General features: G+C 55.8%; 19 protein-coding genes, 16 tRNA genes and 1 pseudogene. 7 read left to right on the forward strand and 29 right to left on the reverse strand.

The features are described from left to right. The first annotated feature begins 114 nt into the window (after positions 1-114). On the forward strand, positions 115-2,070 hold the full coding sequence (locus tag TBK1r_RS20010) for a trypsin-like peptidase domain-containing protein (RefSeq protein WP_145214551.1): 1,956 nt from the start codon (positions 115-117) through the stop codon (positions 2,068-2,070). 299 nt (positions 2,071-2,369) lie between these two features. Here TBK1r_RS20010 and TBK1r_RS20015 read toward each other — a convergent pair whose 3' ends face one another. The 3 genes from TBK1r_RS20015 to TBK1r_RS20025 all read right to left on the reverse strand — a co-directional run bounded on the left by TBK1r_RS20015 (position 2,370) and on the right by TBK1r_RS20025 (position 5,978). Further along, positions 2,370-3,992, reverse strand: coding sequence for an arylsulfatase (locus TBK1r_RS20015; RefSeq protein WP_145214554.1), 1,623 nt, complete (start codon positions 3,990-3,992; stop codon positions 2,370-2,372). Positions 3,993-4,580: 588 nt separating this feature from the next. Further along, entirely contained in the window at positions 4,581-5,144 is a 564-nt protein-coding gene (locus TBK1r_RS20020; protein WP_145214557.1) for a 3'-5' exonuclease, read from the reverse strand. Then, a complete protein-coding gene (locus tag TBK1r_RS20025; protein ID WP_145214560.1) occupies positions 5,145-5,978 on the reverse strand; it encodes a TIGR02452 family protein in 834 nt (277 codons plus the stop codon). A 290-nt stretch (positions 5,979-6,268) separates the two neighbouring features. On the opposite strand from TBK1r_RS20025, the gene TBK1r_RS20030 reads away from it, so the two are divergent. The 4 genes from TBK1r_RS20030 (at position 6,269) to TBK1r_RS20045 (ending at position 10,859) form a co-directional block, all read left to right on the forward strand. After that, entirely contained in the window at positions 6,269-7,144 is an 876-nt protein-coding gene (locus TBK1r_RS20030) for a nucleotidyltransferase domain-containing protein (RefSeq protein ID WP_145222865.1), read from the forward strand. A gap of 474 nt (positions 7,145-7,618) precedes the next feature. After that, positions 7,619-8,371 (forward strand): nucleotidyltransferase domain-containing protein, encoded by a 753-nt coding sequence (locus TBK1r_RS20035; RefSeq protein WP_145214563.1) that lies wholly within the window; start codon positions 7,619-7,621, stop codon positions 8,369-8,371. Between the two features lie 440 nt (positions 8,372-8,811). Beyond that, on the forward strand, positions 8,812-10,014 hold the full coding sequence (tuf, locus tag TBK1r_RS20040) for an elongation factor Tu (RefSeq protein WP_145214566.1): 1,203 nt from the start codon (positions 8,812-8,814) through the stop codon (positions 10,012-10,014). 386 nt (positions 10,015-10,400) lie between these two features. Continuing rightward, positions 10,401-10,859, forward strand: coding sequence for a macro domain-containing protein (locus TBK1r_RS20045; RefSeq protein WP_145214569.1), 459 nt, complete (start codon positions 10,401-10,403; stop codon positions 10,857-10,859). On the opposite strand, the gene TBK1r_RS20050 is transcribed toward TBK1r_RS20045, so the two are convergent. The 11 genes and pseudogenes from TBK1r_RS20050 to TBK1r_RS38770 form a co-directional block, all read right to left on the reverse strand. Continuing rightward, on the reverse strand, positions 10,846-11,196 hold the full coding sequence (locus TBK1r_RS20050; RefSeq protein ID WP_419580189.1) for a low molecular weight protein tyrosine phosphatase family protein: 351 nt from the start codon (positions 11,194-11,196) through the stop codon (positions 10,846-10,848). The two genes, TBK1r_RS20045 and TBK1r_RS20050, sit on opposite strands and share 14 nt — an antisense overlap. Before the next feature lie 222 nt (positions 11,197-11,418). After that, positions 11,419-13,317: a DEAD/DEAH box helicase family protein gene (locus tag TBK1r_RS20055; RefSeq protein ID WP_419581578.1), complete on the reverse strand. Its 1,899-nt coding sequence runs from the start codon at positions 13,315-13,317 to the stop codon at positions 11,419-11,421. Between the two features lie 72 nt (positions 13,318-13,389). Beyond that, positions 13,390-13,698 (reverse strand): annotated as a pseudogene (locus TBK1r_RS38760) (HIT family protein); the annotation flags it as partial. Positions 13,699-13,948: 250 nt separating this feature from the next. Then, the gene (locus tag TBK1r_RS20060; protein WP_145214575.1) at positions 13,949-15,013 is read right to left on the reverse strand and encodes an ARPP-1 family domain-containing protein; all 1,065 of its coding nucleotides are present in this window, start codon (positions 15,011-15,013) and stop codon (positions 13,949-13,951) included. Positions 15,014-15,228: 215 nt separating this feature from the next. Beyond that, positions 15,229-16,845: a vWA domain-containing protein gene (locus TBK1r_RS20065; RefSeq protein ID WP_145214578.1), complete on the reverse strand. Its 1,617-nt coding sequence runs from the start codon at positions 16,843-16,845 to the stop codon at positions 15,229-15,231. Positions 16,846-17,145: 300 nt separating this feature from the next. Then, positions 17,146-17,216, reverse strand: a tRNA-Cys gene (locus TBK1r_RS38765). A gap of 215 nt (positions 17,217-17,431) precedes the next feature. Continuing rightward, the gene (locus TBK1r_RS20075) at positions 17,432-18,016 is read right to left on the reverse strand and encodes a hypothetical protein (protein ID WP_145214581.1); all 585 of its coding nucleotides are present in this window, start codon (positions 18,014-18,016) and stop codon (positions 17,432-17,434) included. 32 nt (positions 18,017-18,048) lie between these two features. Next, positions 18,049-18,585 (reverse strand): endonuclease V, encoded by a 537-nt coding sequence (locus tag TBK1r_RS20080; RefSeq protein ID WP_419580190.1) that lies wholly within the window; start codon positions 18,583-18,585, stop codon positions 18,049-18,051. 344 nt (positions 18,586-18,929) lie between these two features. Further along, positions 18,930-19,790, reverse strand: coding sequence for a slipin family protein (locus TBK1r_RS20085; protein ID WP_145214584.1), 861 nt, complete (start codon positions 19,788-19,790; stop codon positions 18,930-18,932). Continuing rightward, the gene (locus TBK1r_RS20090; RefSeq protein WP_145207505.1) at positions 19,780-20,943 is read right to left on the reverse strand and encodes an ISAs1 family transposase; all 1,164 of its coding nucleotides are present in this window, start codon (positions 20,941-20,943) and stop codon (positions 19,780-19,782) included. Before TBK1r_RS20090 ends, TBK1r_RS20085 begins: the two co-directional genes overlap by 11 nt. 423 nt (positions 20,944-21,366) lie before the next feature. Beyond that, positions 21,367-21,438 (reverse strand) — tRNA-Arg (locus TBK1r_RS38770). On the opposite strand from TBK1r_RS38770, the gene TBK1r_RS20095 reads away from it, so the two are divergent. Then, a complete protein-coding gene (locus tag TBK1r_RS20095; RefSeq protein WP_419580191.1) occupies positions 21,414-21,794 on the forward strand; it encodes a four helix bundle protein in 381 nt (126 codons plus the stop codon). The genes TBK1r_RS38770 and TBK1r_RS20095 overlap by 25 nt on opposite strands. Before the next feature lie 127 nt (positions 21,795-21,921). Here the strand turns inward: TBK1r_RS20095 and TBK1r_RS20100 are convergent, their stop codons facing one another. After that, complete coding sequence (locus TBK1r_RS20100; RefSeq protein WP_419580192.1) at positions 21,922-22,728, reverse strand: hypothetical protein; 807 nt, start codon at positions 22,726-22,728, stop codon at positions 21,922-21,924. Positions 22,729-22,806: 78 nt separating this feature from the next. Here TBK1r_RS20100 and TBK1r_RS20105 point away from each other — a divergent pair, with 78 nt between their 5' ends. Further along, positions 22,807-23,154 carry a four helix bundle protein gene (locus TBK1r_RS20105; protein ID WP_145214586.1) on the forward strand — a complete coding sequence of 116 codons (348 nt, stop codon included), beginning with the start codon at positions 22,807-22,809 and terminating at the stop codon, positions 23,152-23,154. 36 nt (positions 23,155-23,190) lie between these two features. Here TBK1r_RS20105 and TBK1r_RS20110 read toward each other — a convergent pair. The 14 genes from TBK1r_RS20110 to TBK1r_RS20160 form a co-directional block, all read right to left on the reverse strand. Further along, positions 23,191-23,262, reverse strand: a tRNA-Arg gene (locus tag TBK1r_RS20110). 94 nt (positions 23,263-23,356) lie between these two features. After that, positions 23,357-23,443, reverse strand: a tRNA-Ser gene (locus TBK1r_RS38775). Between the two features lie 189 nt (positions 23,444-23,632). Further along, positions 23,633-23,705, reverse strand: a tRNA-Val gene (locus tag TBK1r_RS20115). Positions 23,706-23,717: 12 nt separating this feature from the next. Further along, positions 23,718-23,799, reverse strand: a tRNA-Leu gene (locus tag TBK1r_RS38780). A gap of 293 nt (positions 23,800-24,092) precedes the next feature. Then, positions 24,093-24,171, reverse strand: a tRNA-Leu gene (locus tag TBK1r_RS20120). 16 nt (positions 24,172-24,187) lie between these two features. Continuing rightward, positions 24,188-24,260: transfer RNA gene (locus TBK1r_RS20125), tRNA-Asp, on the reverse strand. Positions 24,261-24,333: 73 nt separating this feature from the next. After that, positions 24,334-24,407 (reverse strand) — tRNA-Leu (locus tag TBK1r_RS20130). A 16-nt stretch (positions 24,408-24,423) separates the two neighbouring features. Then, positions 24,424-24,494: transfer RNA gene (locus tag TBK1r_RS20135), tRNA-Ala, on the reverse strand. Positions 24,495-24,559: 65 nt separating this feature from the next. Further along, positions 24,560-24,633: transfer RNA gene (locus TBK1r_RS20140), tRNA-Leu, on the reverse strand. 7 nt (positions 24,634-24,640) lie between these two features. Further along, positions 24,641-24,712 (reverse strand) — tRNA-Val (locus tag TBK1r_RS20145). A gap of 123 nt (positions 24,713-24,835) precedes the next feature. Further along, positions 24,836-24,918, reverse strand: a tRNA-OTHER gene (locus tag TBK1r_RS38785). Between the two features lie 147 nt (positions 24,919-25,065). After that, positions 25,066-25,140: transfer RNA gene (locus TBK1r_RS20150), tRNA-Glu, on the reverse strand. Positions 25,141-25,260: 120 nt separating this feature from the next. After that, a tRNA-His gene (locus TBK1r_RS38790) sits at positions 25,261-25,336 on the reverse strand. Positions 25,337-25,537: 201 nt separating this feature from the next. Then, positions 25,538-25,608 (reverse strand) — tRNA-Gln (locus TBK1r_RS20160). Positions 25,609-25,646: the final 38 nt, after the last annotated feature.

The raw sequence follows: 25,646 nt of genomic DNA on the forward strand, positions 1-25,646 counted from the left end.
CGTTCGGTCAGCAATCCGTAGCGAGTTGGCGAGCACACCACGGACGGAGTATCATCAGAGCAGATGCCCAACTTCTCCCTTACGGCGACTCCTCTGAATCACTCGAGTTGACGAATGACGACTTCCCAACTCCGAGCCCTCTACTTCCTGGTGTTGACGACTCTTGTTCAACTGCCCAGTTCCGCAGCAGAGTTTCGTACTTGGACGACCAGCGACGGCAGACATGAAACGCAAGCGGAATTGGTCGAAGCGAACGATTCAGCAGTGACGTTGAAGAAAGCGGATCGCAACGTCATCACACTCTCAATCAGCAAGCTCAGCAAGCGGGACCGCGAGTATGTCCAAGCCTGGCTCGTCGAACGTGAACAGTCCGAGACATTGAGTCCAGGCATTGTGCCCGACGTCTTGGGAGAACAAGTCGACTTGCTGTCGATGATCGACCCTGTCAAAGACACACAAGCTGGAAAGTGGGAGCGTGACGCAAACGCGCTTGTGTCTGCGCGATCCTCGCGATCGAGAGTGGTGATCCCTCACGCCGTTTCAGGATCGTATCAAGTTAGACTCGTCGCGCGGCGGCAGATGGAGACGGGATCCTTAAACATTGGCCTTGCGGTCGGCGGTCGGCATCAAGTTCTCGCCATCTTTGATTACGGCAGGACGAAGCGATCGGGATTAGCCTGGATCGACGAAAAGAATGAACCCTCCAATTGCACGCTATACCGTAAGCCTGTGTTCACGACGGGGCGTGATTCCGAAATCGTTTGCACCGTTCACCACAGTCATCTACGGATTACATGCGACGGCAAAACGATCATCGAGTGGACCGGCGATCCATCTCGACTGACACTGCACCCCAATTTCAAAGTCCCCAGCGACCGGCTTTTTCTCGAGACCGTGTACGGCAGTCACCGCATTTCCCAGTTGCAATATCGACCGATTCGCGAGTCCAAATTCCGCCAGTACAGGCCCCGCGGCAATCCATCGCCGGCTGATTCGGTCGCCTTGATCGAACATCTACAGGGCCATGGAAGTGGTTTTCTTGCGGCCCCCAATTTATTGGTGACGAATCATCATGTCATCGAGAACGCCTCCGCAGGCGACCTCAAGATCTTCTTCCCAGAAGAAAGCGAATTCGTCAACGTCCATGGCGTATTGTTTGAGGATGTCGATCGAGACCTTGCAATTCTCTCTCTTGAAACCCAGCGCGTCCCCTTGGCGATTGCGTACGACGGAGATGTGCCCAAGGGAGAGTCGGTTCAGTTGCGAGGCAATCCGGCGATTGGTGGAGGGGTGACGCTTCGAAACGCTGTGGTCAAGGGGACCACACGGTCAATGGTACGTGTGGATGGCTTCGATTTTCTGCAGATCGATGCTTCCATTGATTCCGGATCCAGTGGCGGGCCGATTCTGAATGAACTGGACCAGGTCGTTGGAGTGATCGCTATGAAAGCGACCGACGAAGGAGAAAAGTTGATCCACGAAGGCCTCGCCCGTCTTGATGATTCGTTCAAGAAGAAATCAGGGCAACAAACTCAGGACGGCATCGCGTTTGGGATCCCGGCACAAGACTTAGCCAAGGCGCTCGACGACGTGCGTGGAATGTCCGCGAAAGAGGCGGGGCGAAATGCTCAGTTGCATGAAAACCGTGTGGTGTTCAAGCGACTTGCCACACTTGCGGGAATACGATTACTGGAGGCGAATGTGAACGTCCCGGACGAAATGCGGACGCAGGCCGCCCGAGTGACGGCGATTCGCGCCCCCGATGATTTACTCGAACTGATTCCGGCCCAACCGGCGCGCCTTCTTCGATCAGCACTGCAAAGCGAGGACATCCAAAACACCATCGCTTTGCTGCAACACGACATGGACAAGCATCTGAACACGATCCGCAGCAGCCCCCACCTCTCCCACTCGATCATTCGCGACTTCAATGCACTGTCACAGCGAATCAAGGCGATCGAGAAATTTGCCCAGCAGCCCGGCGCTGACTACCTGCGATTCAGCGCAACCATGACACGGTTTCAAAGAGACGTGACTCGTCTCATGACGAACATCAAAGAAGAACTGTAGTCAATTCATCCAACGGTCAGATCGGGCTGGCCAACGCCGGATGTTTACCGGTGCCAGGTCAGAGGCTAAAGCTCTGATGGGGACCACCACGAGCGCCGTTCCAAGCGGAACGCCGAAGGGCGGCGGCCCGGCCGCGTGACGCCACTCTTCTCTTCGGCTTTTCAATCAAGCGAAAAACCTTCTTTGCAGGACGCCAGAACGACCGGCGCGATGTCGCCGCACTGCTTAACTCGCTGAAGCAAGCATTCCATTTACCATTGAATCAAGACACGTGATGGCGAATTTTCGGAGTACTTTCATTACTGATCCTTCACACGCTGGCGCCAGATTTCAAACTGCCGGGCCAGTTGCTTCACGCGATCGGGCTCACGCTGGGCGAGATCGGTTGTCTCGGTACCATCCGCTTCCAAATCAAAGAGTTGCCAGGCGCCACCTTGACGAGGACGAATAGCTTTCCACTTGCCCATACGGACGACATGGTGTCGGGGCACGCTCCAACAGAGTACATCATGTCCTTCGCGGGGTTTACCCTCGAATACCGGCCTTAGACTTTTGCCTTCGATGGGAACGGGGATTCGACCATGAAACTCGGAGGGATAGTTCACGTCGGCGATGTCGAGGCAGGTTGCCATCAGGTCCATGACATGCCCCGCATCGTCGCTCTTTTGGTCCCCGGAAATGACGGCGGGCCACCTCGCCAGCAACGGGGTGCGAATACCACCTTCGTAACCGGAGAGTTTCGTACTGCGAAATGGTGTGTTGCTGAGAGTCGCCCAGGCCAAGCCGTAGGCTGCAAACGTGTCTGGCGGTCCGGGAAGGTTATCCGGGCCGCTTCCCGGGCGAATCGCAACCTGGTCCAGTCGCCAACTGTCGTTCGGTTGCTGGGGGGAAAATCCAAAACCACTTTTCGATGGGCGAAGACCACCATCTGGTGCCGCTCCGTTGTCGGAAAGAAACAGGACGAGTGTGTTTTCCTCCTGCCCACTCTCTTGGACCACATCCAGTAGTTCTCCCAGACCTTCGTCGATCGCGCTGACCTGAGCGGCGTAAACGGCCATCCGTTCGGCCTGCCAGTCGTGATTCGCGTCGTCCTTCCAATCCTTGACATCCGGGGATCGCGGGGCGAGTTTCCAGTGGGAAGGGATGAGCTGCGATTTCTGTTGAGATTCAAATCGCGTGCTGCGACATTCGTCCCATCCATGATCACGGTATTGCTCGCGGTAGGCGGCAACGTCGCTTTCACGGGCATGCAACGGCCAATGGGGAGCGATATGGGCCACGTAGAGAAAGAAAGGTTTGTCCGTGGTCACCGCTTCTTTCAAGAACTGCACGGCATAGTGGTTGAGCGACTCTGTGAGATAGAAATCCTCGGGGAGTTGGAACCTTTCCCGATCGAGATAATACGGGTTCTGCTGTACTTCGTGGAAGTAGCTGATTTTGGCCTGGCACATCGGACCGAAAAACCGATCGAAGCCACGGTCGAGTGCCAGGTCGCGACCCTGCCACTTGCCCACCATCATGGTGTGGTAGCCAGCGTTTTGCAGCAGTTCGGAAATCAACACGCACTTGGAATAGTCCTTGGGCTGATTCCAGTGATCGCCTCGGTGGCCAGTTTGCTGACAGTAGAGCCCGGTCAAGAGTGACGCCCGCGTGGGACCACAGACGGCATTGTTGTAAAACTGCGTGAACCGCAGTCCCTCCCGGGCCAACGAGTCAATACGCGGCGTGCGGATTTCACCACCGAAGCAGCCGATGTCCGACCAGCCCAAATCATCCGCCATCACCAGAATGATGTTCGGTCGAGCTGCCCCGATCGTCGTTTCAGCAAACAGACAGAACAGGAACAGACAGGTACCGAGCAATCCCATCGATTTCAGATCGTCGACAAACCACACGGTGTTTTTCTGGTACTTGGATCGCATCGAACGAAGAGACACCTTCACGAATGGCGGGCTACGATTTACATCATTCGCACACAGAGAATGAGACGAAGTGACATTCTACCGTGGAATAGTGACAGGCTCCATTTCAGCAGGGAATCTTGCCCACCCAGGACAAGGACTAGTCGGCCGGGGAGAAGTCGCGGACACCGCGAAAATTGGGGCCAAAATGAGAAACGCCCGCGGGCCGGATTGGGCCTTGCGGGCGTTAACTGGACGATACTTCGTTCCGTAGTTTTTCAAAAAGCTCCCCGATCCAAACGCTCTCAGCGGGGCTCGGTAGAGAGCTACCAGCTTTTATGCCAGAAATCAGCGTATCTGCGCGTTCCGCTTCCGTCACGATCAGGCGTCTGCGGACAGGAACATGAAAGAATACTCTCCGGTTCGGGTTCACTGCCGGTCGTTAACCAGCGGAATAGCCGAGACTTTTCAGGACTCTGGCACGCCCACGGACGATGGATCGTCTTGATGCAACACGTGAGATCATCGGGCGTGAATGGTTTGATGCACCCAATACTTACCGACCCGGTTCACGCCCGGACCGACGAACGGGATTCGTCGAACTTGTAACTATGGCTTCGTAACTCTCGCGGCTCCAAGCAACCGGCACAGAATTCCGGCGATGTTCCAGGCGTCGTCGTCTCCCCGGTGATGGGTGCCTTCCATCTGAAGGCCCAACGTCTCGTACGCGACGTCGAGACCGACCTCGTGTTTCAGGCCGAGTGAAACCGCGAATAGCGATTTGACATTCAAGTGGGTGATCCCAAAGGGATAGCCGACGCCTGCCGCCCTGCAAACCCGTTCGAACTGGCGTCGGTCGTAGTCCCCCCAACTGGCCCACAGCCGATCTTTCGAGTCAAACTCTTGTTTCAATCGTTTGACCGCGTCGCGGAGTGAGCCAGCGGACGCGAACATGTCAGGCGTCAAAGTCGTCAGTTCCGTACAGAACGGACTGATCGTCGATCGCTCGGGACGGACGAAAATGCTGTGCTTGCTCAGTCGCTCGAGTTTGGCAACATCGACCACGCACAAACCGATTTCGATGATTTCGCCTTCTTCGCCTTCCGGCGGCGGGCCATCCCAACACGTCGACTCAACGTCGACCACCAAAATCTGATCTAGTTTTTTAGCCATCTAATTTTCCTGGTTGTGTGATTTCGAAATGCTGAAGGCTTCGCGGAACGCATCCAGATTGGCTTTGCTTTGCCGTCCTTTCCTGGGGATTGCGAAAACGATTTCGTCGATTCCGCCCCCGTCTCTCTCGATCGCCAGTTTCGCCGTACGTGAAGCCATCATGGGATCACCTCCAAAAGCGCCGCATCCCCACGCCCCCAGAAGCAGACGTTTCACACTCCGGTCGCGTGCGATGCGAAGTACATTTCGCCATCGCCGCTCGAATGTTTGCTCGAGTTCTTCGGTAGCTTCTCGATTCTCTCTCAAGAACGGGCCACTGTTCGGCGCCGGTGCCGTGATGACCGAAACGAAAAACGGCTCCGCAAGCAAGCCACCGGTTCCGCGCGTCTTAAAAAACGGAACCAAGGGACTAAAGATCACGTGGTCAGTGTACAGCAGCGACGATTGAGCACGATTTGCTTCGTAGTAGTCCATGCACTGGATCAAACACGGATACAAACCGCTGCAGCGACAGAGGTCTTCTTCCTGTGCCTTCGCACCATTCAGAAAGCCGCCACCAGGATTTCGAGCCGACGCGAAGTTCAAGAGAGCAACGTCGCCACTTTCGGCCAAGGTCTGGGCAACGACTTGAGTCGTCCCATCAACCACGCAAATCCTTTGATTCTCATCGGCTGGCGACGCAGGTATCGATGCGATTTCATCGGATCGGTAGAGACGCGTGCCAAGGACGGCCGATTCTTGCTGCTCGGCAAACCTCACGGTCTGACCGCCCGCTTGATATTCGCCCGCCCCGATCAGGTCGAGCGTTTCTTGTGCGAGTTGTTTCAGTGTCATGTTAAATTCCTCCCTGCAGAATCTTCCTCTAAACCATGCCAGGACACGAGCCTCGGTGTTTTGGTTCGCCATGACCGAAGTTTTTGTAGTGGACGAGGCAACGAGTCCCAATCCGTGGTAGAAAGCCGGGACTCGTCGCCTCGTCCACTACCGACTCGTTGCCGTAGCGAACGTCATGGGCTGAATCTTGTCGAGAATCTGTCGAGATCCATTTCAGTGAGGAAACTTCGGTGACGGAACAATCACTTATCTACAGTGTCGGCACGCAAGTCGTCGCTCAGAAGGACGTCATGGCGGCGAACGACCGCATTGCGCACCCGGCGGGTGCTGTCGGTGTGATAGTTCGGTCGCCAGTCGATCGCACCCACGCGTACCGCGTGAAGTTCAGCGACGGATTCGAGGCCCCGATTCATCACGACCAACTCGTTCGGCTGGCGGAGTTCAAATCCAACAGCATCCGCGATAGCGATGCACCGCTAACCAGTTCAGGGCTGTACGATCGCGTGATCTATCGCTGCGTGATTGGATCGCGGGCCTATGGCCTGGAAGACGAGGCATCGGATACCGATCGCCGTGGAATTTATCTGCCGACGGCCGACCTGCATTGGTCGCTGTACGGTGTCCCGGAACAACTGGAGAACGACGAGACTCAGGAAGTTTATTGGGAACTGCAGAAGTTCATCGTGCTCGCATTAAAGGCGAACCCGAATGTGCTCGAGTGCCTCTATTCCCCAATCGTTGAGTCGGCGACTCCGCTGGGCGAAGAACTGCTCGCGATGCGTTCTGCGTTTCTCTCGACGCTTGTCTTCCAGACTTTCTCCGGATACGTGGCATCGCAGTTCAAGAAGATGCAAACCGACATCCGGAACCAGGGACGAGTGAAGTGGAAGCACGTGATGCACTTGATTCGGCTGCTGCTGTCGGGAACCCACGTGTTGCATACGGGGGAGATGATGGTGGACGTCGGCCAGTATCGCGACCAGTTGCTGACGATCAAACGAGGTGAAATGCCGTTCGCCGAAGCAGACTCGTGGCGGAAGGAGTTGCAAAGCGATTTTGAGTCTGCATTCCAAACAACCAAACTGCCGGACCGTCCCGATTACGAGCGTGCCAACGCATTCCTGATCGATGCCCGCCGACGAGCAATGGAAAAGCCATTACCGTAGTGGACGAGGCGACGAGTCCTCCAACATTCCTTTCAAATGAACAAGACTGCCAAAAGCACGACTCCTCGCGTCGCCCACTACGCCTCATGCGTTAACGCATCCTTAGCCGATGCCCGCCGACGAGCAATGGAAGAGCCATTACCGTAGTGGACGAGGCGACGAGTCCTCCAACATCCATTCAAATGAACAAGACTGCCAAAAGCGGGACTCCTCGCGTCGCCCACTACGCCTCATGCGTTAACGCATCCCTAGTCGATGCCCGCCGACGAGCAATGGAAAAGCCATTACCGTAGTGGACGAGGCGACGAGTCCTCCAACATTCCTTCAAAATGAACAAGACTGCCAAAAGCAGGACTCCTCGCGTCGCCCACGACTCAACACGCGGGACTCCTCGCGTCGTCCACAACTCCACACGCGGGACTCCTCGCGTCGCCCACTACTCAACACGCGGGACTCCTCGCGTCGTCCACTACGATGAAGATTGATCACATGAAGATGATGCAGCACGTGGATTCGCATCCGTACCCGCTGCTGTTCGCCACGATCAGCGGTGCCCACCTGTACGGATTCCCTTCGCCCGATTCCGACTTCGATCTACGCGGCGTTCACATGCTGCCGCTGGAGACCGTCGTCGGACTCGACGAAGGCGATCAAACCGTGGAAAAAGAGGGAATCTACGACGGCCTGGAAATCGATCTGGTCACGCATGACGCAGAAAAGTTCTTTCGGTTGATGCTGAAGCGAAACGGGTATGTGCTCGAGCAAATCTTCTCGCCGCTGGTTGTGTACAGCACGCCCGAGCTCGAGGAACTCAAGTCGATCGCCAAAAAATGCATCACGCGTCACCACGCACATCACTATCTCGGATTTGCCGCGACCCAGTGGAAGCTTTTCTCGAAGGAATCACCTCCACGCGTCAAGCCGCTGCTGTACGTCTACCGCGTGCTGCTGACCGGGATCCACTTGATGCGCACCGGCGAGGTCGAGGCCAACCTGATCGCGCTGAACGAAACACCAAAGCTCTCATACATCGACGAGCTCGTGGACCGCAAGCGATCTGGTCCAGAGAAGGGAACCCTTCAAGCTGCCGATCTGGAATTCCACACCCGCGAATACGAGCGACTCACAGCCGAGCTTGAGTCGGCCTACGAATCGTCCGAGCTGCCCGAGATGCCGTCGGCCCGGGATGAGCTGAATGATTTGCTCGTCACGCTACGGTTGCGTTGAGCTTACCTGGCGGTAGTGGATGAGGCGACGAATCCCGCCTGCTGAGACTCGTCGCCTCGTCCACTACCCGGAAGTTTTCTAATTTAGGCGAACCGTTTGCGAACTTCAGTGTCTCTGCTTCGGTCCGTCAATTCTGGAAACCAAATGACTACTTTCACCACAACATCAACATCATCAACAACCGACTCGTCATTCGACGGCGAGGCGGGGATGGTGCGTCGTGAGTGAATGTTGATTCCAAAACGATTCGCAAAGCCCGCCTGGTGATTCACTTGGCGGGCTTTTTTTGTGGATTTCCGGTTTGTGATTGACGGCGTTTTCCTGTTTCTTCGTTTCCGTTCATCTGGCGCCCACGCAGGGCAAAAAGGTTGCCGAGGCTGCTCACCTCGGCCGCTGGCGATCGGTGCGAAACGTTTTCTTTACCAAGGAGTTTGCGAGCTATGGTTCAAAACGAAATGACGCGAAATGGAAAGGTTTCGGTCAATGTCGGTACGATCGGTCACATCGACCACGGCAAAACGACACTGACCTCGGCCCTGTTGCGCGTGCAATCGGTGAAGGGACTGGCCAAGTACAAGTCGTACGAGTCGATCGCCAAAGGCGGTATTGTTCGTGACAAGAACAAGACCGTGACCGTGATCGCTTCGCACGTGAAGTACGAGACTGCTGGTCGCAGCTACGCACACATCGACTGCCCTGGTCACGCCGACTACATCAAGAACATGATCACTGGTGCGGCTCAAATGGACGGCGCGGTGTTGCTGGTGTCTGCGGCGGATGGTCCGATGCCGCAGACTCGCGAACACCTGTTGCTGGCCCGACAAGTTGGCGTGCCACACTTGGTCGTGTTCATGAACAAATGCGACTTGGTCGAAGACGCCGAATTGCTCGAGCTGGTCGAACTGGACTTGCGTGAGTTGCTCAGCGAGCACGGCTACGACGGCGAAGCGACTCCGGTCATTCGCGGCTCGGCCAAGCAGGCTCATGATGCCCCCACGAATCCTCAGGCAATCGAGTGCATTGAGCTGCTGCTGGATGCTCTGGACCGCTGGATTCCTGATCCTGTTCGCTTGATCGACAAGCCGTTTTTGATGCCGATTGAAAACGTCTACTCGATCGCCGGCCGCGGCACCGTCGTGACTGGAAAGATTGAGCAGGGAATGGTTCGCGCCGGCGACAGCGTCGAGATCCTCGGACTGAAATCCGCGACCGCGACAGACGTGATCACGCAAGTGGAATCATTCGGCGAGGTGTTGGAGGTCGGAGGCGCTGGTGAAAACGTCGGTGTACTGCTTCGCAAGACGGCTCACGATGAGATCACCAAAGGTCAAGTTTTGGCGAAGGCGGGAACGTTGACTCCGCATCGCGAATTCGAGGCTGAAGTGTACGTGTTGAAGAAAGAGGAAGGAGGCCGGCACACGCCGTTCTTTGACGGCTATGCTCCGCAGTTCTTTTTCCGAACCACGAACGTGACCGGCAGCGCGAACGTGCTGGGTGGAGTCGACATGGCGATGCCTGGCGACGGCGTGCAGTTGAAAGTCACGCTGAAGCAACCGATCGCGGTCGCTGACGGTGACCGCTTCGCCATCCGTGAAGGCGGCAAGACCGTCGGATCGGGCGTGGTGACACGCGTGGTCGGCTAGAATCAACTTTCAGGTAGTGGATGAGGCGACGAATCCAGAACTTTCAGGTAGTGGATGAGGCGACGAATCCAGAACGCCGGGACTCTTCGCCTCGTCCACTACCTGTGATTGCACAACGCTCGCGGCGGAGAAACCCGTCGCGGGCGTTTTGGGGTTCTTCTGAATTATTTGTTAGGTGGCGAGACAAACTGTGACATCGATAGTCGGGATTCTCGAATCCGAAGTGTTCCCAAATTCCCACACACGGCTGCGGGCAGCGATCAATGACGTTGGGCATCGCATCGTTGAGTCACGCGATGATTGGTGGCTCGATGGGCCACCTGACTTCGATGAGCAAACGCCATCGTGGATGCCGTGTCCAATTACGCGATCAGGGAGAGTGAATCGTGAAATGCATTGAAGGCGACTTACTGAAACTCGCCAGCCAAGGCCACTTCGACGTGATCATCCATGGTTGCAACTGTTTCTGCACCATGGGAGCTGGCATTGCCAAGGCGATCCGTGACCAATACCCCACCGCCTACGACGCGGATCTGGCGACCGAGAAAGGTAGTCGCGACAAACTGGGCACCTATTCGTCAATCGAGGTATCGATTGGCGACCGCCGACTCACCGTAGTGAACGCCTACACGCAGTTCAACTACCGCGGCCCAGGCATCAAAGCCGACTACGACGCCATCCGGCAAGTGTTTCGGAAGATCAAAGACGATTTTGCGGGCGGGCGAATCGGCTACCCGATGCTCGGTGCCGGATTGGCCGGTGGTGATTGGGACACGATCAAGGCGATCATCAGCGCAGAGCTTGATGGAGAAGACCATACGCTCGTTGTCTTCAAGCCTTTGTAATTGCCTCGTCGATGATCGGCTCGGCAGCGCCGCGTATTAGTTCGACCAATTCTGGATCCATGAACTGGTAGTCGTCCGGAATGTGCAGGACTTTGATGGGCAAGAATTTGGTCTCGCCGGGATAGTCCGCGAGCAATCGATGGCGATGTTTGTCCTCCATCACGAGCACCAGATCTGCCCAAGCGAGATCGACAGCTCGAACGGTCTGCCTCGCAGCCCGCGTGGTTCCTCGAGATCGAACCGACACCCGCGTGTCGTCACGATAGACCGCTTCAGCCGTTGGGCTTCGCCACTGATTCTTGCTGCAGACGAACAGCACGTTGATTCGATTGGTCAACCGTCTGATCCTCGCTAACTTCTTACGACATTGAGACGACGGATCGAAAAGGTCCAAGAAACCTGCGTTCCGGCGACCAGTCGGTGATTGCGAAAATAGCGTCGGTGAAATCAGTCATAAAATCATCCCTATTGCTCGACTGGTTCGATCACACAGATGAATTCACCGACCACTCGGATGTCGTCCGTCTGCTCACTGAATATTTCAATTGGCTGGAAATCCTTATTGAGCGGCTGGAGCTGAATCGTCTGATGTTGCCAACCATCTTCGGTTGTTTGCTTGACGGAATGATATCGCTTGACGACATACCGGCCGCCGTCTTCTGGATCGGTCTGCGTGTTGACTTGAACAAGTAGCAATCGTCCTTCGCGGGAACCGGCTGGGCAGGGACGAAAGCAGGTGGATGATCCGCTGAGCAAAGATGCGGTGATTGCCAACGAAGTCAATCACCAACAAACGACTCTTCCCTTCACTGGCACGCAGGCCGCGCCCCAGCTGTTGAAGAAAGATGACCTTTGACTCGGTCGGTCGTAGCATTACGACGCGATCCACCGCCGGGATGTCGAGTCCTTCATTGAACATGTCGACGACACATAACGCCTGCAAGTTGCCGGTCCGAAGACGCTCAAGGGAGTCGCCGTAGGGATCGCTCCCATCGCCAGAAAAAACCGCCGCTGCGGAGACGCCGTGTGACGCAAGCCAGTCTCTCGCAAATACTGCGTGCCGGCGCGAACAGCAAAACAATAATGTTCGATCGGCAGGGTGTTTTTCCATGGTCGACCACAGCCGATCCATCCGTTCGCTGCGGGCAACTCGCTGCTCCAGTTCGGCAAGGTCAAATCGTCCGTTTCGCCAAGGGATCTGCCGGAAGTCGACCGTGTCTTTGATGCCAACATAGTGGAAGGGAACGAGAGCCTCCTCGGCGATTCCTTCACCAATGCTGGCGTGATAAGCCAAGTTGTCATCAAAGATGGTCGCAACGTCGACGCCGTCAGTACGTTCTGGGGTCGCTGTCAAACCAAGTGCAAAGTCACAGTCAAGCTTCGCGAGCACGCGGCGGTAACTTGGTGCCTGGGCGTGATGCACCTCATCCATGATCACGTAGTCAAAGTGTTGCTCGGCGAGTCGCTGAACCCCTTCCGGCCGGGAGAGTTTCTGAATCGACGCGACCACTAGTTCACTGGACAGATCACTTTGATTGCCGATGTACCAAGCGGTTGAGCTGGACTCGAATCGATGATCGAGCAGACGCGAGAGGACCGCTTCGGCCTGGGCAAGAATATGAGCCCGATGGGCAATGATCAGAACCCTTGGGCGTCGCCCGATTTCCTCTCCGAACTGGCAAGCGTCGAAAGCTGCTAACCACGTTTTGCCCATTCCTGTTGCCACCGCGACCAACGCCCGGCTGTGGCCCGCCTCTCGAACACGCGCCAACGAAGCCAAGGCATCGACTTGCCAAGGCCGCGGATCAGGGATTTCTTGAACATCGTCAGCCTCCGGAAGGAAATGCTTCTGACGATACTTCGCAGCTGACTCTGCGTAGGACTCGACAAGCGCCGCCGTCAATGGCGAAGCGACCTGCCATAGCGAGTCGAATGCCGCAGAGAATTGAAGGTGAGACGGTTCAGAAGTTGTGGAGGCCGACAACAGATTCCATTCAACACCGCTGACCAGCGCAGCTTTCGACAGGTTGCTACTTCCGACGGAAATAAAGTCGCGAGACCCCTCGATAATCCGCCACGCCTTGGGGTGAAACGACTCCGGTTCAGTCGGAAGCTTCGCCGTCTCGATTAGTCGAACTTGCAACCGTTCGTTGTCAAACTCCTCCGCCGCCAGCTCACACCAACCGACCAACGTCCGAAGTGCTTTCGGGGCGGAAATATAAAGATAGTCGCTTACAAGGATTCGTACTCGAGCTCCACTCCGCAGCGCCTCGAACAGTTGTTCTTCGATGACCGCAAGCCCCGATGACTGAACGAACGACGCCAGTGCGTCAACGGCGTGGGCGCCTGCAATCCTCCACGACAGTTGTTCCCACAGCGGCGAGTGAGGGTATCCGACGCTCAAGGTGGGCGCAAATTTCGCGTTTCCGCCCGCCGGTTCGGCGGGAGCGTCCTTCAAGTAATTCCCCTCCCTAGGAATCACATGTCGAACACCACCCCGTGGGTCATCCACATCGCCTGTGTATCTCGGAATCACATGGATGTGGAGATGAGGGACAGTTTGACCCGCCGCATCACCAGCATTGAAGCCGACGTTGTACCCATCAGGTTTCGGCTGCAGAGTTTCGTCAAGCTTTCGTTTGACGACGTTAACGAGATCCATTAACGCAGATTGTTCATCCGCTGTCGCGTCAAACCAAGTCGGCACGACTCGTCGAGTGATGACCAGTGAGTGCCCGACGCTCACCGGGAAGCCATCGAAAACCGCGAACGCCTGATCGTTCGAAGCGATCCAGTCCTCTGAAGGTATCTCAAGAAACGGCGAATTCGCCATGCGCATCCGAGCTCGCTTGTAAGACGATTGACCGTGATTGTGCAGTGTACTTTTCAACAATTATGGAATAGCGACGTTTGAACGTCCACTACACCAGATCCCAAGCGGCGCACTTTACGCGTGTGACGGCCAATGACCGGACGCGTGTCGCAAGAGAGTGGCCCCTACGATTCCGTCCCGCGGCTTTCATAAAATTACGCCCGCGTTGGATTGCTCCGACGCGGGCGCTGTACTTCAAATGACTGACCAGGGCCGCTCAGATCGCGAACGGTTCGGCTCGCGTCCATTCCTGGCTCTTGACGAAGGCACTGGTGGCTGGCAGTGATGCGTAGACGATCTTGTCGCCTTCGCGGATCACTTGGCCGGTGAAGTGCTCTGAGGTGGCGGTGTCGATGGTCACCTCGGCCCCGACCCGTCGGTCAGACACTGTTTCTTCGTACTGCAAGTCGAGCGGTTCGCCGAGTAGCTCGCGGACCGTCGAACGCGCTCGTTCGTCTTCTTGCGAAGCGATCTCGGCGATCAACGATTCTAGCTCGTCGAGCGATGCGATCTCGACCGGCAATTGGACTCGCGGTGATCGGTCCGGTGGACGGTCTCCGTTTGCCTTTGCTGCTTCAATCGCCAGCGATCCGTAGCACTCGCGAATCAGGCTTGGCCAGATGCTTTGCCAGTACGCGTGCGACGGCGCCCGCTCGATGCCGACGACGCGGTCGTCGATCAGGACAATCGCTCCGACTTGCCGCGGAACGCACTCGAACTCGGCGACGAACTCGTCCAGTTCCTTCTTGAATGCCTTTAAGAAATACTCGAGGTGACCTTGGCCGGTCACTCCGAATCGCTGGTTGAACACCGAGATGTCGTCCCACAGCTTCTGGTAGTTCTTTTCCGACCGCTTCCGCAGTGCCTGCTCACGCAACGCGTGCGGCAGGATCAGCATTCGGTACGAACCCTTCTGGATGAATCCACCTTGCGATGCCTGGATGCAGGCCGCGGTGTCGTAGCGGCGATCGCCCGCAGCAGCGACCACGCCGGCGTGCGCCATCGCATGGTCCTGTGCGTGCTGCTTCACGACATAGCCCGCGTGGCACGGAACGATCATCACTGAATCGCTCGTGTTGCGGAAACCGAGTGTTCCGTAGCTGGTCGTGTACACGTCCGCGTCACACTGGACCGGCGAGACAAATCGATCGTCGTTCAAATCGCTGACGAGCGGGATGACCTGCATGTAGCCGACACTTTGCAGTCGGCCAGCTTCGCATCCGCGCAGGACTTCGCGTACTTCGATGCGCGTGCTTGCGGCCTTCTTTCGCTTACGGAACATGTTTCAAAAATCTCCTGATGATTCAGAAGGTAGTGGACGAGGCGACGAGTCCCAGAAGGCGGGATTCGTCGCCTCATCCACTACCGGTGGAAATAAGCTCGCGGACTCGTTGCCTTGTCCGCGACCGATGGAATTAAGGTCACGGACTCGTCGCCTCGTCCACTACCGGTGGAATTAAGCGCAAGGACTCGTCGCCTCGTCCACTACTGGTGGAATTAGGCCGCCGGCAGGTAGCCGGCGACCTTGGTCATTCCCAATAGAGCCGCGACGCCTCGGTCGACGTCGGACTCGATCAACGCCTTCAGCAATCCAAGTCCGATTGCTTCCGGCTTGCTGACCGGCATCGCAACCACAGAATCGCTCAGCGTGCGAACACCCTGCGACTCGGCTGCGAAAACCGGTGTAAATTGGTGAATCGGGGTTTGAATACCGATTCGACGTACGGCCGCGACCGTTTCGCCGAAGCGTCCGGCCGGCGCGTTTTCGTATCCGTCCGAAAGAACGAATACGACGTCCGGATCCGACTTCAGCAATCGAACCAGCCCTGCCGCCAACGACGTATCGCCCGACGGTTCAACCAGTTCGTAGCTGTCGGTCGTTCGGCCATCCGACGTAATCGCTACGGCGTCATCCGCAGTCGCTGACAACACGTCGCGTAGCGCGAGTGCCGTGGCGATCGGACGACGAGCCTGTGTGTCGTGACCGAGCATCGATTGCGATGCGTCGATCAGCACACCCACTCGCTCGAACTGCACCGGCAGCCGTGCGGCAGCCGCTTCCGCCTTGTTGCGAAGGGCCTGGCGAATTGCGTCCGTCATGCCCATTTCGAAAGCATAAACGTACAGCCGAACCGCGTCGTACTTCGTCGGATCAAACTCGACCTCCACACCCGACTGCGCCGCCTTACGCTGAACGGAGATCTTTTGACCGGTCGTCAACTGAGACTTCGTCAGTGCGAGCACTTCGGCGCTGGTTCGATCCTTGTGGAATCGGCTTCGCAGGCCTTCCATCGTTTCCGGTGGCAGGACTGCTCCGCGATCGAAGTCCGACTTCGCGTCACGGTAAGCCGCCAAACGATCAAGCGTCACGCCTTCTTCGTCACCGAGAACGAAGCGGACGCACTGTTCGACATGATCGAACGACCGTGGCGTATGCTTCCAGCTTGCGTTCTTCGATGCGTCGGCAAGCGGTACGCTTACCCCACCGGCGAACCGCGTCACGTTCTGGCGAACGATCTGTGCTTCCTTCTCGGTACGTGCGTCCGGCGACTTCGCCAACACGCTCCGCAGGATACTCGTCGTTCGTCGCCCCCACGCGTGCGTCAGCGCGACCCGCAGCTTCTCACGGTACTTGACCGCCCAGAACTCCAGACCGTCGGCACCGAGGATTTCACTCAGGATCAGCCGCCGCGTTCGCGCGTTGTTGACGCGGTCACGACGTAGCATTCCGAACAACTTCAACATCCGCTGCGTTGGCAGTCCACGGACCAGTTGCGTCATCGCCGCCGCTTCGAACTCGGCCGGTAGGATTCCACCGTCGCGAGTCGTCTGCAGCAAACGCCACACTCCGATCTGTCGGCTGTAATCCGTCACGCCCGGCAGCATCAACGCTGCGGTGTAAACGTCACGATCGATGTCGAACAGGTCGCGGTGCGCCGCCTCGACCGCCGCGGCTTGTTCTTCACGCGAGTTGTAGAACGTTCCGCGGCCGGTAGCCGTTGCGACCGAGTCCAGGAATGAACCGAATGCAAGCGGCAGCAATTCACGCTGCGTTTCGGTCAGCCCGAGCGTTTGCTTGCGACCTTCGACTTGCGTTGCGATCAGATTTTGCATGACATCTCCTTGGGAACTCGGTCGCGATTGAAACATGCAATTGGGTTGTGATGCAAAAATGCCGGGGTAGGGTTCTGGTCAATGCCTTTGGTAAAGGTTCTAAGCCTTTCGCGTTAGTAATACGCACTGAATTGACGAGAGAGTCCCCGGCATCACGGTTCCGAAGAACAGTGAAAGAAATTCGAGGGAGGTTGCCAGTCATGTTTCAAGCACGGGACTCGAACCCGTTACACTCAGATTAAAAATCTGATGCTCTAACCAAATGAGCTAGCTGTAATGACGTGCTAGTCCTCGAATCAGAAACGCTGGTGGGAGTCGAACCCACTTCGGCCGGGTTGCAGCCGGCTGCCTGGCCATCTGGCTCCAGCGTTTTGTTGTCCGCCGCATCCGACGGATGTGTTTCAGTCTTTGTCCCTAAAAGTAGTCGTCGCGATTGGAGCCATCGTTTGACGTGCGTTTCCGATGGGAAACCGCGTCGACGTTTACTCATCGGATCGAAAGCAATGGTCGTCGTTGTGCTCGTGTTCGCATCGCATGGTTCCGCTCCTCAATCGAGTGCCCAAGACTGTGGGAAATAGGCTGTTGGTTAAGACTCGCCGATGCCCTCAGGGTTCGCGGCAATCTTGAGCCAAGTTGCATCGACGCGAGATTCCACCCGATCGCTGATCTCCGCGAAGAACCAATCCAGCGGTTCGGTTGACTTGCCGGCCGTGCATCCGTCAACGATTAGAAATGCAAGGAACAAATCCCAGTCTTCGATCAGGTCGAGCAGTCGCCTAAGCCGATCTGTGTAATCGCCTCCATAGCGGTGCTTCTTCCAGAGCGCAAACGGCTCATCGTGGAACTGAACGATGTTCAGCAAATCGGAATCGCTGACAGACTTCGCCAGGAATTGCCTTGCCAGTGACGCATGGCTCCGCGGATCTGTGATCGCGACTCCCGATCTTGCGTCGGGCTTGAACGTATCGTGTGTGTGAATCAGCACCCGCAGCTTCCCGGTCTCTTCGCCGGATAACCGAGTCTTGAGTCGGTCCAGGTTGTCTTCGAGTTCTGCAATGTGTTTCCGAATGGAACCTTCCGGGTGCCCGGATCGTGGCTTGCCCCAATCGAGATTCGCTTCGTAGGCCGGGTCCTTTCGAATGCGGTTTAAGATGTCTTCGTAGTTTGTCATGGTGTTCCCTCACCTGTTCTTTGTGAGTGTTGTTATTCTTCCGGCAGATCCTGACGGCTCAATTGATCGGCACGTTTCAGGATTGTTGGCAGTCGATGCGGACCGTGCATCGCGCCGATGTTGACCACTGCCTGGGCGATTGGGACTCCAACGGCCGTGATGTACAGCGGCCGATCGCTCTTGCCTCGTCGAAGCTCCGTTGCATGATCCGTGTCTTTGAACGGATTCTTGGCAACTCCAATGACCGGCACCTCGCGATCCAGTGTTTCGTACAGATGGGCTCCCAGGCCGGGGCGATGATTTGCGTCCAGCCACACGTAGCCGTCGACGACGATGCAAGTCGGCGGTTGATTCAACTTGCCCAGCACCGCTTGAATGCACGGCAATTCTCGACGATAGAATTCTCCCGGCTGATAGTCCTTCACTTCGTGGATTTTCGCCACATGTTCGGCTGCCGGCCGTGAGGCTCGCCAGTTGTTGATGACGACACACGCTGCTCTCGCCACAGTGTCAGTGTATCCGACATCGAGGGAAGCAATCACTGTTTCGTTCGTGTCATTGTCCATCATCAGGGCATTCCAATCGTAAAGACCAACCAACGCAGTGTTGGCACAGCACATTTTCCTCTCGTACAGATGCAGTCCGAACCGGCAGTTGACGGGTCAAAACGCTCGCAGGACTCGAACCCGCAAGTGACCGCAGCCGATTGCCCGCCTCGTGACATAACGTTTGGGCATGGTTTGTTCGTTTGTCAATAGACTACCGTTTAGCGTCCTCGCCAGGAATCGAACCTGATCTACGACCTTCGCACGGTCGCGTGCTGTCCGGCACACTCCAAGGACGAAAAATCGCAGGACCGATGATCGAATCACCGCTCCTGCTTGAATTGAATCGGGATGCCGATCCGTCTCCATCACGAATCATGCTTTCCCGAATCCGTTCCGTTTAGACTGACTCGGTCGAGACCGAGATACAGTCGTGCGTTGGCGTTCTGCGCCAGTTCACGCAGCGTTTCAAGTTCGGCCAATCGTAGCAATGCCGGGTGTCCTTCCAGCACTTCCGCTGCCTTGGCACGTTCCTCGTAAGCTCGCGTTTCGGCTTCCACCTTCGCTCGCGTCGCTTCCGCTTCGGCCAGCTCTCGCAGACGTCGTGCTTCGGCTTCCGCTTCAGCGTCACAACGCGTGGTTTCCGCACGTGACTGAGCTTCGATCTGCTCCACCTCGGCTCGCGTTCGCGCTTCGACCAACTGCGCCTCACTGTGTCGCTCCGCGGCCAACACTCGGTTCATGATCTCCTGCAGGTTTCCCGGGAAGATCAAGTCCTTCACGTCGGCTCGGCGAATGGCCACTCCGTAACCGTTGGCCGATTCGGTGACGTCCGACAGGATGTCCTCGCTCAGCCGGTTTCGGTTGGTTAGAATTTCCTCCAGCGTCATCGATGCCAGTGATCGACGTGCGGCCAACTGAACATCGCTGTACAGTCGGTCTTCGAAGTTGTCGACCGTGTGGATCGCTGCCTTCGGGTCGGTCACTCGGAACTGAACCAGGATGCTGACACGAATCGCGACCTTGTCGGCCGTCAGGATTTCCTGGCCCTTAATCGTCAGCTCTCGCTCACGAACGTCGACCAGCATGACCTCGACCGTCGGTCGTCGGCGCAGCCACCGGTGTCGTCGCGGGATCTTGTAGCGACCGGCTTCGATCACCTTGGCCAGCTTACCGTCTTCGTAGTACAACCCTCGGTGCACGACGATCGCACCAAAATTAGGCTGCAAACAGGAGTTTCTCGAGGAATTCGCTGTTCCAGCCAGCGATTTTTCGCTTCCGCCTGAGGCTCTTCTTCCGAGTGTCTCGCTTGAGAAGCGTCGTCACAAACCGACGAGCAAAGCTCATGTTCGATGTCGCGTTCTTGGTTCGGAGCCGACTGGAGTCCTCATGAAACACGACATCGAGGACCCAGTGCATGCTCTCTATACTCCAATGGCTACGAGCACAATTTGAGAATTCATGCACCCGCGCCGGTCGGCTCGAAATGTAGTAGCGAACATCGCTTGATTGCCGGTCACCACGAGTCGTGCAAGTATTCGCTTGGCAGATACTTTTTGCTCCTTTCCACTGGTCGGTCAGTTCGCGAAGTGCTTTTGGAATTGGGCAGGTCGCATAGAAGCGTTCCTCTTCACGCGCGGCCTGCTTTCCTGTGGTCGTCATTGCCCGAACACCGTGGGCTGTGAGCCCATCGTTATGGGCCATCTCAAAGTGATCGGCGATGGCAGCACAGAGCTTGGGATGGTTGTCTTTGACAGCGAACAGATAGTCGCCACCTCCCTCGACGATCTTTTCAGCAATCGACTTTTGGCATCCCATGGCATCGAGCGTCACGATCGAATTGCGTAAGTCGATTAGATCGAGCAATTCGGGAATTGCCGTGATTTCGTTGGACTTTGAGTCGACCTCGGTTTGCCCAAGCGTGACACCATTTGCGGTCGCCCAGGCACTGACGATATGAATCGCATCAGATTTCTCCGCATCGGTATAGGATCCGCGCACCGTCTTGCCATCGATCGCAACGTGAACGGGACGATTGTCGTCCTTGCTGGCGTGATCCCAATTAATCTCGCAGAGATGAGCGTGCCATTGAAGCAGCGCCTTCTGAAACTCGGCTGGTTTGATCAGGGACAACACTCGCGTGATGGTATCGTGAGACGGAATGCCGGCATCAAAGTCGGCGAATTTGGATAGCCAATCCAGTTTCTCACCACCGAAGCTTTCGATCTCATCAGGTCCGTCCGCGCCTGCGATGACCGCCGAGACAACCAAAAACAGAATCGAGTTAAGTGGATGGATTGTCCGGCCTGCGACTCGCGGGTCGCCGACCTGATCAAAACACTCGTGAAACACATCGATTTGGGAAGCCATTGCCATCTCCATAACAGGGCAGTGAAAAACCAGTCTGGCTGAATTTATTGGCAGAGGGGTTCACTGAGGCAAGGCTTCGACGAATACTGAAACCAGATTTTGGTGCGATCGTCGTGACCCTCGGTGGGTGTCCTTGATGATGAACTCTCGTCCTGCACCGCTAATCATCATGATGCACCTCCTCTGGGTTTGCGTGAACGATGATTCTTTGGAAACGTTTGCAAGGAGCCTCGGAGCGGAGCCGATGTGAAGTACGAGCTTGTCAGATGTGGAAAATCTGAGCGGTCATTTCGAATGGTGAACGCAGGATCCATTTGTTCGCTCGCTCCTGACGCCGCCGAGGCAAGACTTTGGAAGTTTGAAGTAAGAAGGGTGAAGTTTGAAAAGCATGCAGTCACACTTCACAATTCGAACTTCCGACTTCAAACTTTCGAGTACCTCGCCAGGGAGTCGAACCCCGTCTAACGGTTTCGAAGACCGTCGTGCTTTCCATCACACTCGCAAGGCATATTCCAATGAAGAGCGACTTACCCGATCGCACGTTCGCATTTGCCGAAAGAATTGTTCGCCTCTGTCGACACCTTGAATCTGAAGGCGTCGTCTCGGGGACACTCATGAAGCAAGTTCTCCGAGCCGGCACTGCAATCGGATCCCATATCGAGGAAGCTCAGGCGAGCGAAAGTCGCAAGGACTTCGTCCACAAGTATTCGCTTGCACTTAAAGAAGCTCGCGAAAGCCATTATTGGCTTCGATTGCTCATCGCCGCTGAAGTGGTTTCAGCCGCCCGACTTGACCCACTGAAACAAGAGGCGAACGAGCTGATCGCTATTCTTACGTCAATCTGCAAGAAGAGTCGCGACTAAATTTCACACTTCACTCTTCTTACTTCAAACTTCCATCCGCCTCCTGCCTCACAGGCAAGTGCGCACAAACCGAGTACACCACGGACACCGTGTTAAAGCGGCTCCGCAGTGGAAGCGAAGCCGCAGTTTAGTCGATGAATGCGACGTGTCGCATCGCGATCGATTCGTTTTCTGTGTTCATCATGACTTGATGCCATCCGTCCAAAAGAATCGTCTTGTGATCCGGATGACGCACACGTCCTCGAACGAACACGCTTGGGTTTCGTCGCTGAGCCACCCAATGCAAATGACGAAGTTCTGGCTTTCGGCTAATCAATCGCCGATGCTGACCTTCGGTCAAACCGTTTGGGTATTGGTTACTGACGTAAACCAGTTGTCCTCCCTGGCGAACCACCTCCTCACACATGTGGGGCTTACCACCGCCACGTGAGATCGGTTCGTTCCGCAACGCCAGTCGAGCGTCGACGAGACCTTGGTTCTCGACGGGAACAAAGAACCATTCACCTTGGCGGATAAACGCTTCGTTGCGTCGGCGGTTTCGCTTACGCGGCTTCACGCCGAGACGGTTTTCGAGTGCTCGTACCGCAGTCGGCTTGAGCGCGTCGAAAGCAGTCTTCACCGATGAAACCGAAGCTCGCTCCGGAACAGCCGCAACGAACCAGTGACGCTCGTCGTGTCCGCAAAGAAACTTGTGCTTTCCGTCGTCTTGACGCGACATCAACAGCAAGTGGCGTAGCGAAGGCTGAACGTCGATCACTTGCGTTTCAGCGACCAACTTGGGCTGAATCGAAAGATCGAAGAATTCGCCCTCGGCGTCATTGCCGATGTCGATCGAAACTTCGGGAGTGATTCCCCAACGTCGAACGACGGGAGGGTGGACTTTTGCTCGAGCACCAATCCGCGTGAATTGACGCTCGATACTCTGCATACACATTGGAAGTTCGAAGTAAGAAGTTGGAAGTTGGAAAATGAGCAGGTATGCTTTGTTTTTTGATACTCGATGAGGTATGTAATGAAGAGCGATTTGCCCGAACGGACGTTCGCGTTTGCCGAACGAATTGTTCGACTTTGCCAGTTCCTTGAAAGTGAAGGCATCGTCTCCAGCATATTGATGAAACAGGTGCTTCGCTCAGGAACCGCAATCGGCTCACACGTCGAGGAAGGTCAGGCAAGCGAGAGCAAGAAGGACTTCATTCACAAGTATTCGCTCGCGCTAAAAGAGGCCCGTGAGACCCACTATTGGCTACGCCTTCTCGCAGCCGCCGAGATTGTCCCCCGTGCGAGGCTCGATCCAATCACGCAAGAAGCGAACGAGCTCGTCGCGATCCTAACCACGATATGCAAGAAGAACCGCGACTAGTTTCGCACTTCAAACTTCTTACTTCAAACTTCCAAACGGCCCGACCAGGAATCGAACCCGGAACTTCTGGTTAGAAGCCAGAGATGATGTCCGTTTCACCATCGATCCAGGATGAGCTGGTTAGCAGTTAGCTTGTTAGCAATTAGCTCTCTTCGGCTTTGCTAGTTACTGATTCGCTAACGGCTAATTCGCGACTAAAAAGCGGAAGGCATGGGATTCGAACCCACATGACTCAGGAAGTCGCACGGTTTAGCAAACCGGCCCGGCAAGCCGTATCCGGCTACCTTCCGAAAATTGAGTGGACCGCAAGGGAATCGAACCCTTCTCATCGATCTTGCAAGGATCTGTCACCCACAGAGTCTATTTCTCGGCGAACATTCCAGCCCTCGTGAAGTTTGAAGTAAGAAGGATGAAGTTTGAAATTGGTGCACATTCAGATTTTCAAACTTCGAACTTCCCACTTCAAACTTCCGAAACGTGATCACGGATGGAATCGAACCATCGGTCTCCTGCTTGTCACGCAGGCGTCTTAGCCGCTGGACCACGCGATCGTTTTGCACAAGTAGTCGAGACAGGAGTCGAACCGGCAAAATCGATTTGAAAAACCTCTCATGCTTGCCGCTTTGCCTGTTTGCGTACTCGACCTTAGAAGTAGCGGATCCGGGGGTCGCACCCGGCGGTCCTGGCTTATGAGGCCTGGCTGAGCACTGGCCCATCCGCGTTGTTGTTGCATCGAAGTAGCGGGTTCGGGGGTCGCACCCGACGGTCCAGGCTTATGAGGCCCGGATGAGCCTGGCTCACCCGCATTGTTGTTTCACTTTGAAGAAGTAGCCATGGCGAGAATTGAACTCGCACGCCGCACCATCTTCTCGGATTCTGTGCACGACAGTCTGGTGTCCGCGTGTCTCGCAGGTTCCACCACTTGGAAGTCATGAAAGTAGCGCGGGAGGGAATCGAACCCACAGACATGTCACGGAGGTTTGAGCTCCGCCGCTTTACCGGTTTGCGTACCGCGCCGTTTAGATTGAAAAAGCGTCCCCGATCGGATTTGAACCGACGACCTCTTGCGTGACAGGCAAGCGAGCACTCCGCTGCTCCACGAGGACGTTTGGAAGTTTGAAGTGAAAAGTATGAAGTGTGAAATTTCAAACTTCGAACTTCACCCTTCAAACTTCCGAATAGCTCGAGTGGGATTCGAACCCACAGCATCTCTGGTTCTAAGCCAAAGTGGTCTTCCGGTTGCCTACCGAGCCGTTTGTTTGAACTGAGTGGAGCACCAGGGAATCGAACCCTGATCTTCTGCTTGCAACACAGACGTCTTCCCGTTGGACGAGCGCCCCATATGTTTTGTGTTTGAAGAGGTCTTTGCTTCGTTGCTGGTTCGCCTCTTTCAAAATGTTTTCAGTACCCAGAGCAGGGATCGAACCTGCAAACACTCGGGTTTAAGCCGAGTCGCTCTGCCGATTGGCGTACCTGGGCATGTAAGTAGCCCCGGATGGAATCGAACCATCGTTTCCTGCGTGTAAAACAGGTGTCGTAGCCGTTGGACCACAGGACCGGCGGAAGTTTGAAGCAAGAAGTTCGAAGTGTGAAAACGTGCTCCGGGAAATTTCAAACTTCACCCTTCTTCCTTCGAACTTCAAAATGCCTCCCGTGTGGAAACGCTCCCAAGTTGTTTAAGCGGAAGCCGTGGGACTCGAACCCACAACGGTTTGACCCGCAGCTGTTTTCAAGCTGTACATCTTCCGCTCGCTCTCGCCTTACTCCTCCCTAATCGGTCGGCGGCCGAGCGAGCGGTCCGGCCGGGAGCTTCCAGGAATAGCGAGTTAGCGTTTAGTGGGTTAGCGGTTAGCAGAATCCCATCTCCAAAAGCTAATCGCTAATTGGCTAACAGCCAATAAGCTAGCCAAGTGACGTGGGCGGGAATCGAACCCGCGGACTCCTGGATGAAAACCAGACGATTCTGCCATCAGAATCTACCACGCCAAATGAAGCTTGAAGTAAGAAGGGCAAAATGTAAGAAGGTTCGGGTTCCTTATTCAAACTTCACCCTTCACTCTTCAAACTTCTGAACGCCTAGCCAGTAGTCGAATGCGGCTTGACAAGGGTGACCAACCGGAATTGAACCGGCGACAAACTCATTCACAGTGAGTCTCTGGAAACCAGCACCAGATCTGGCCACAGTCGGGTATCAGTGAGTCGCACACTGTCCATGCGTGGTCCCAAACCACACCGCTTACTCCAAGCTATACCCGAAAATATTCAACAAGCGCCGAGGACAGGAATCGAACCTGTGTTTGCCTGATTCAGAGTCAGGTGCAACGACCAGCAGTTGCCGCCTCGGTGTTTGGAAGTTTGAAGTCAGAAGTGTGAAGTTTGAAAGCACGGGTGGCAGGATTCGAACCTGCATACCACTGCTTCAAAGGCAGCTGACTTACCGTTAGCCAACACCCGAATGTTGCGCATCGTTCTCTTCTTCTTACTTCAAACTT

This window comes from Stieleria magnilauensis, assembly GCA_007753675.1.
Classification (GTDB): domain Bacteria; phylum Planctomycetota; class Planctomycetia; order Pirellulales; family Pirellulaceae; genus Stieleria; species Stieleria magnilauensis.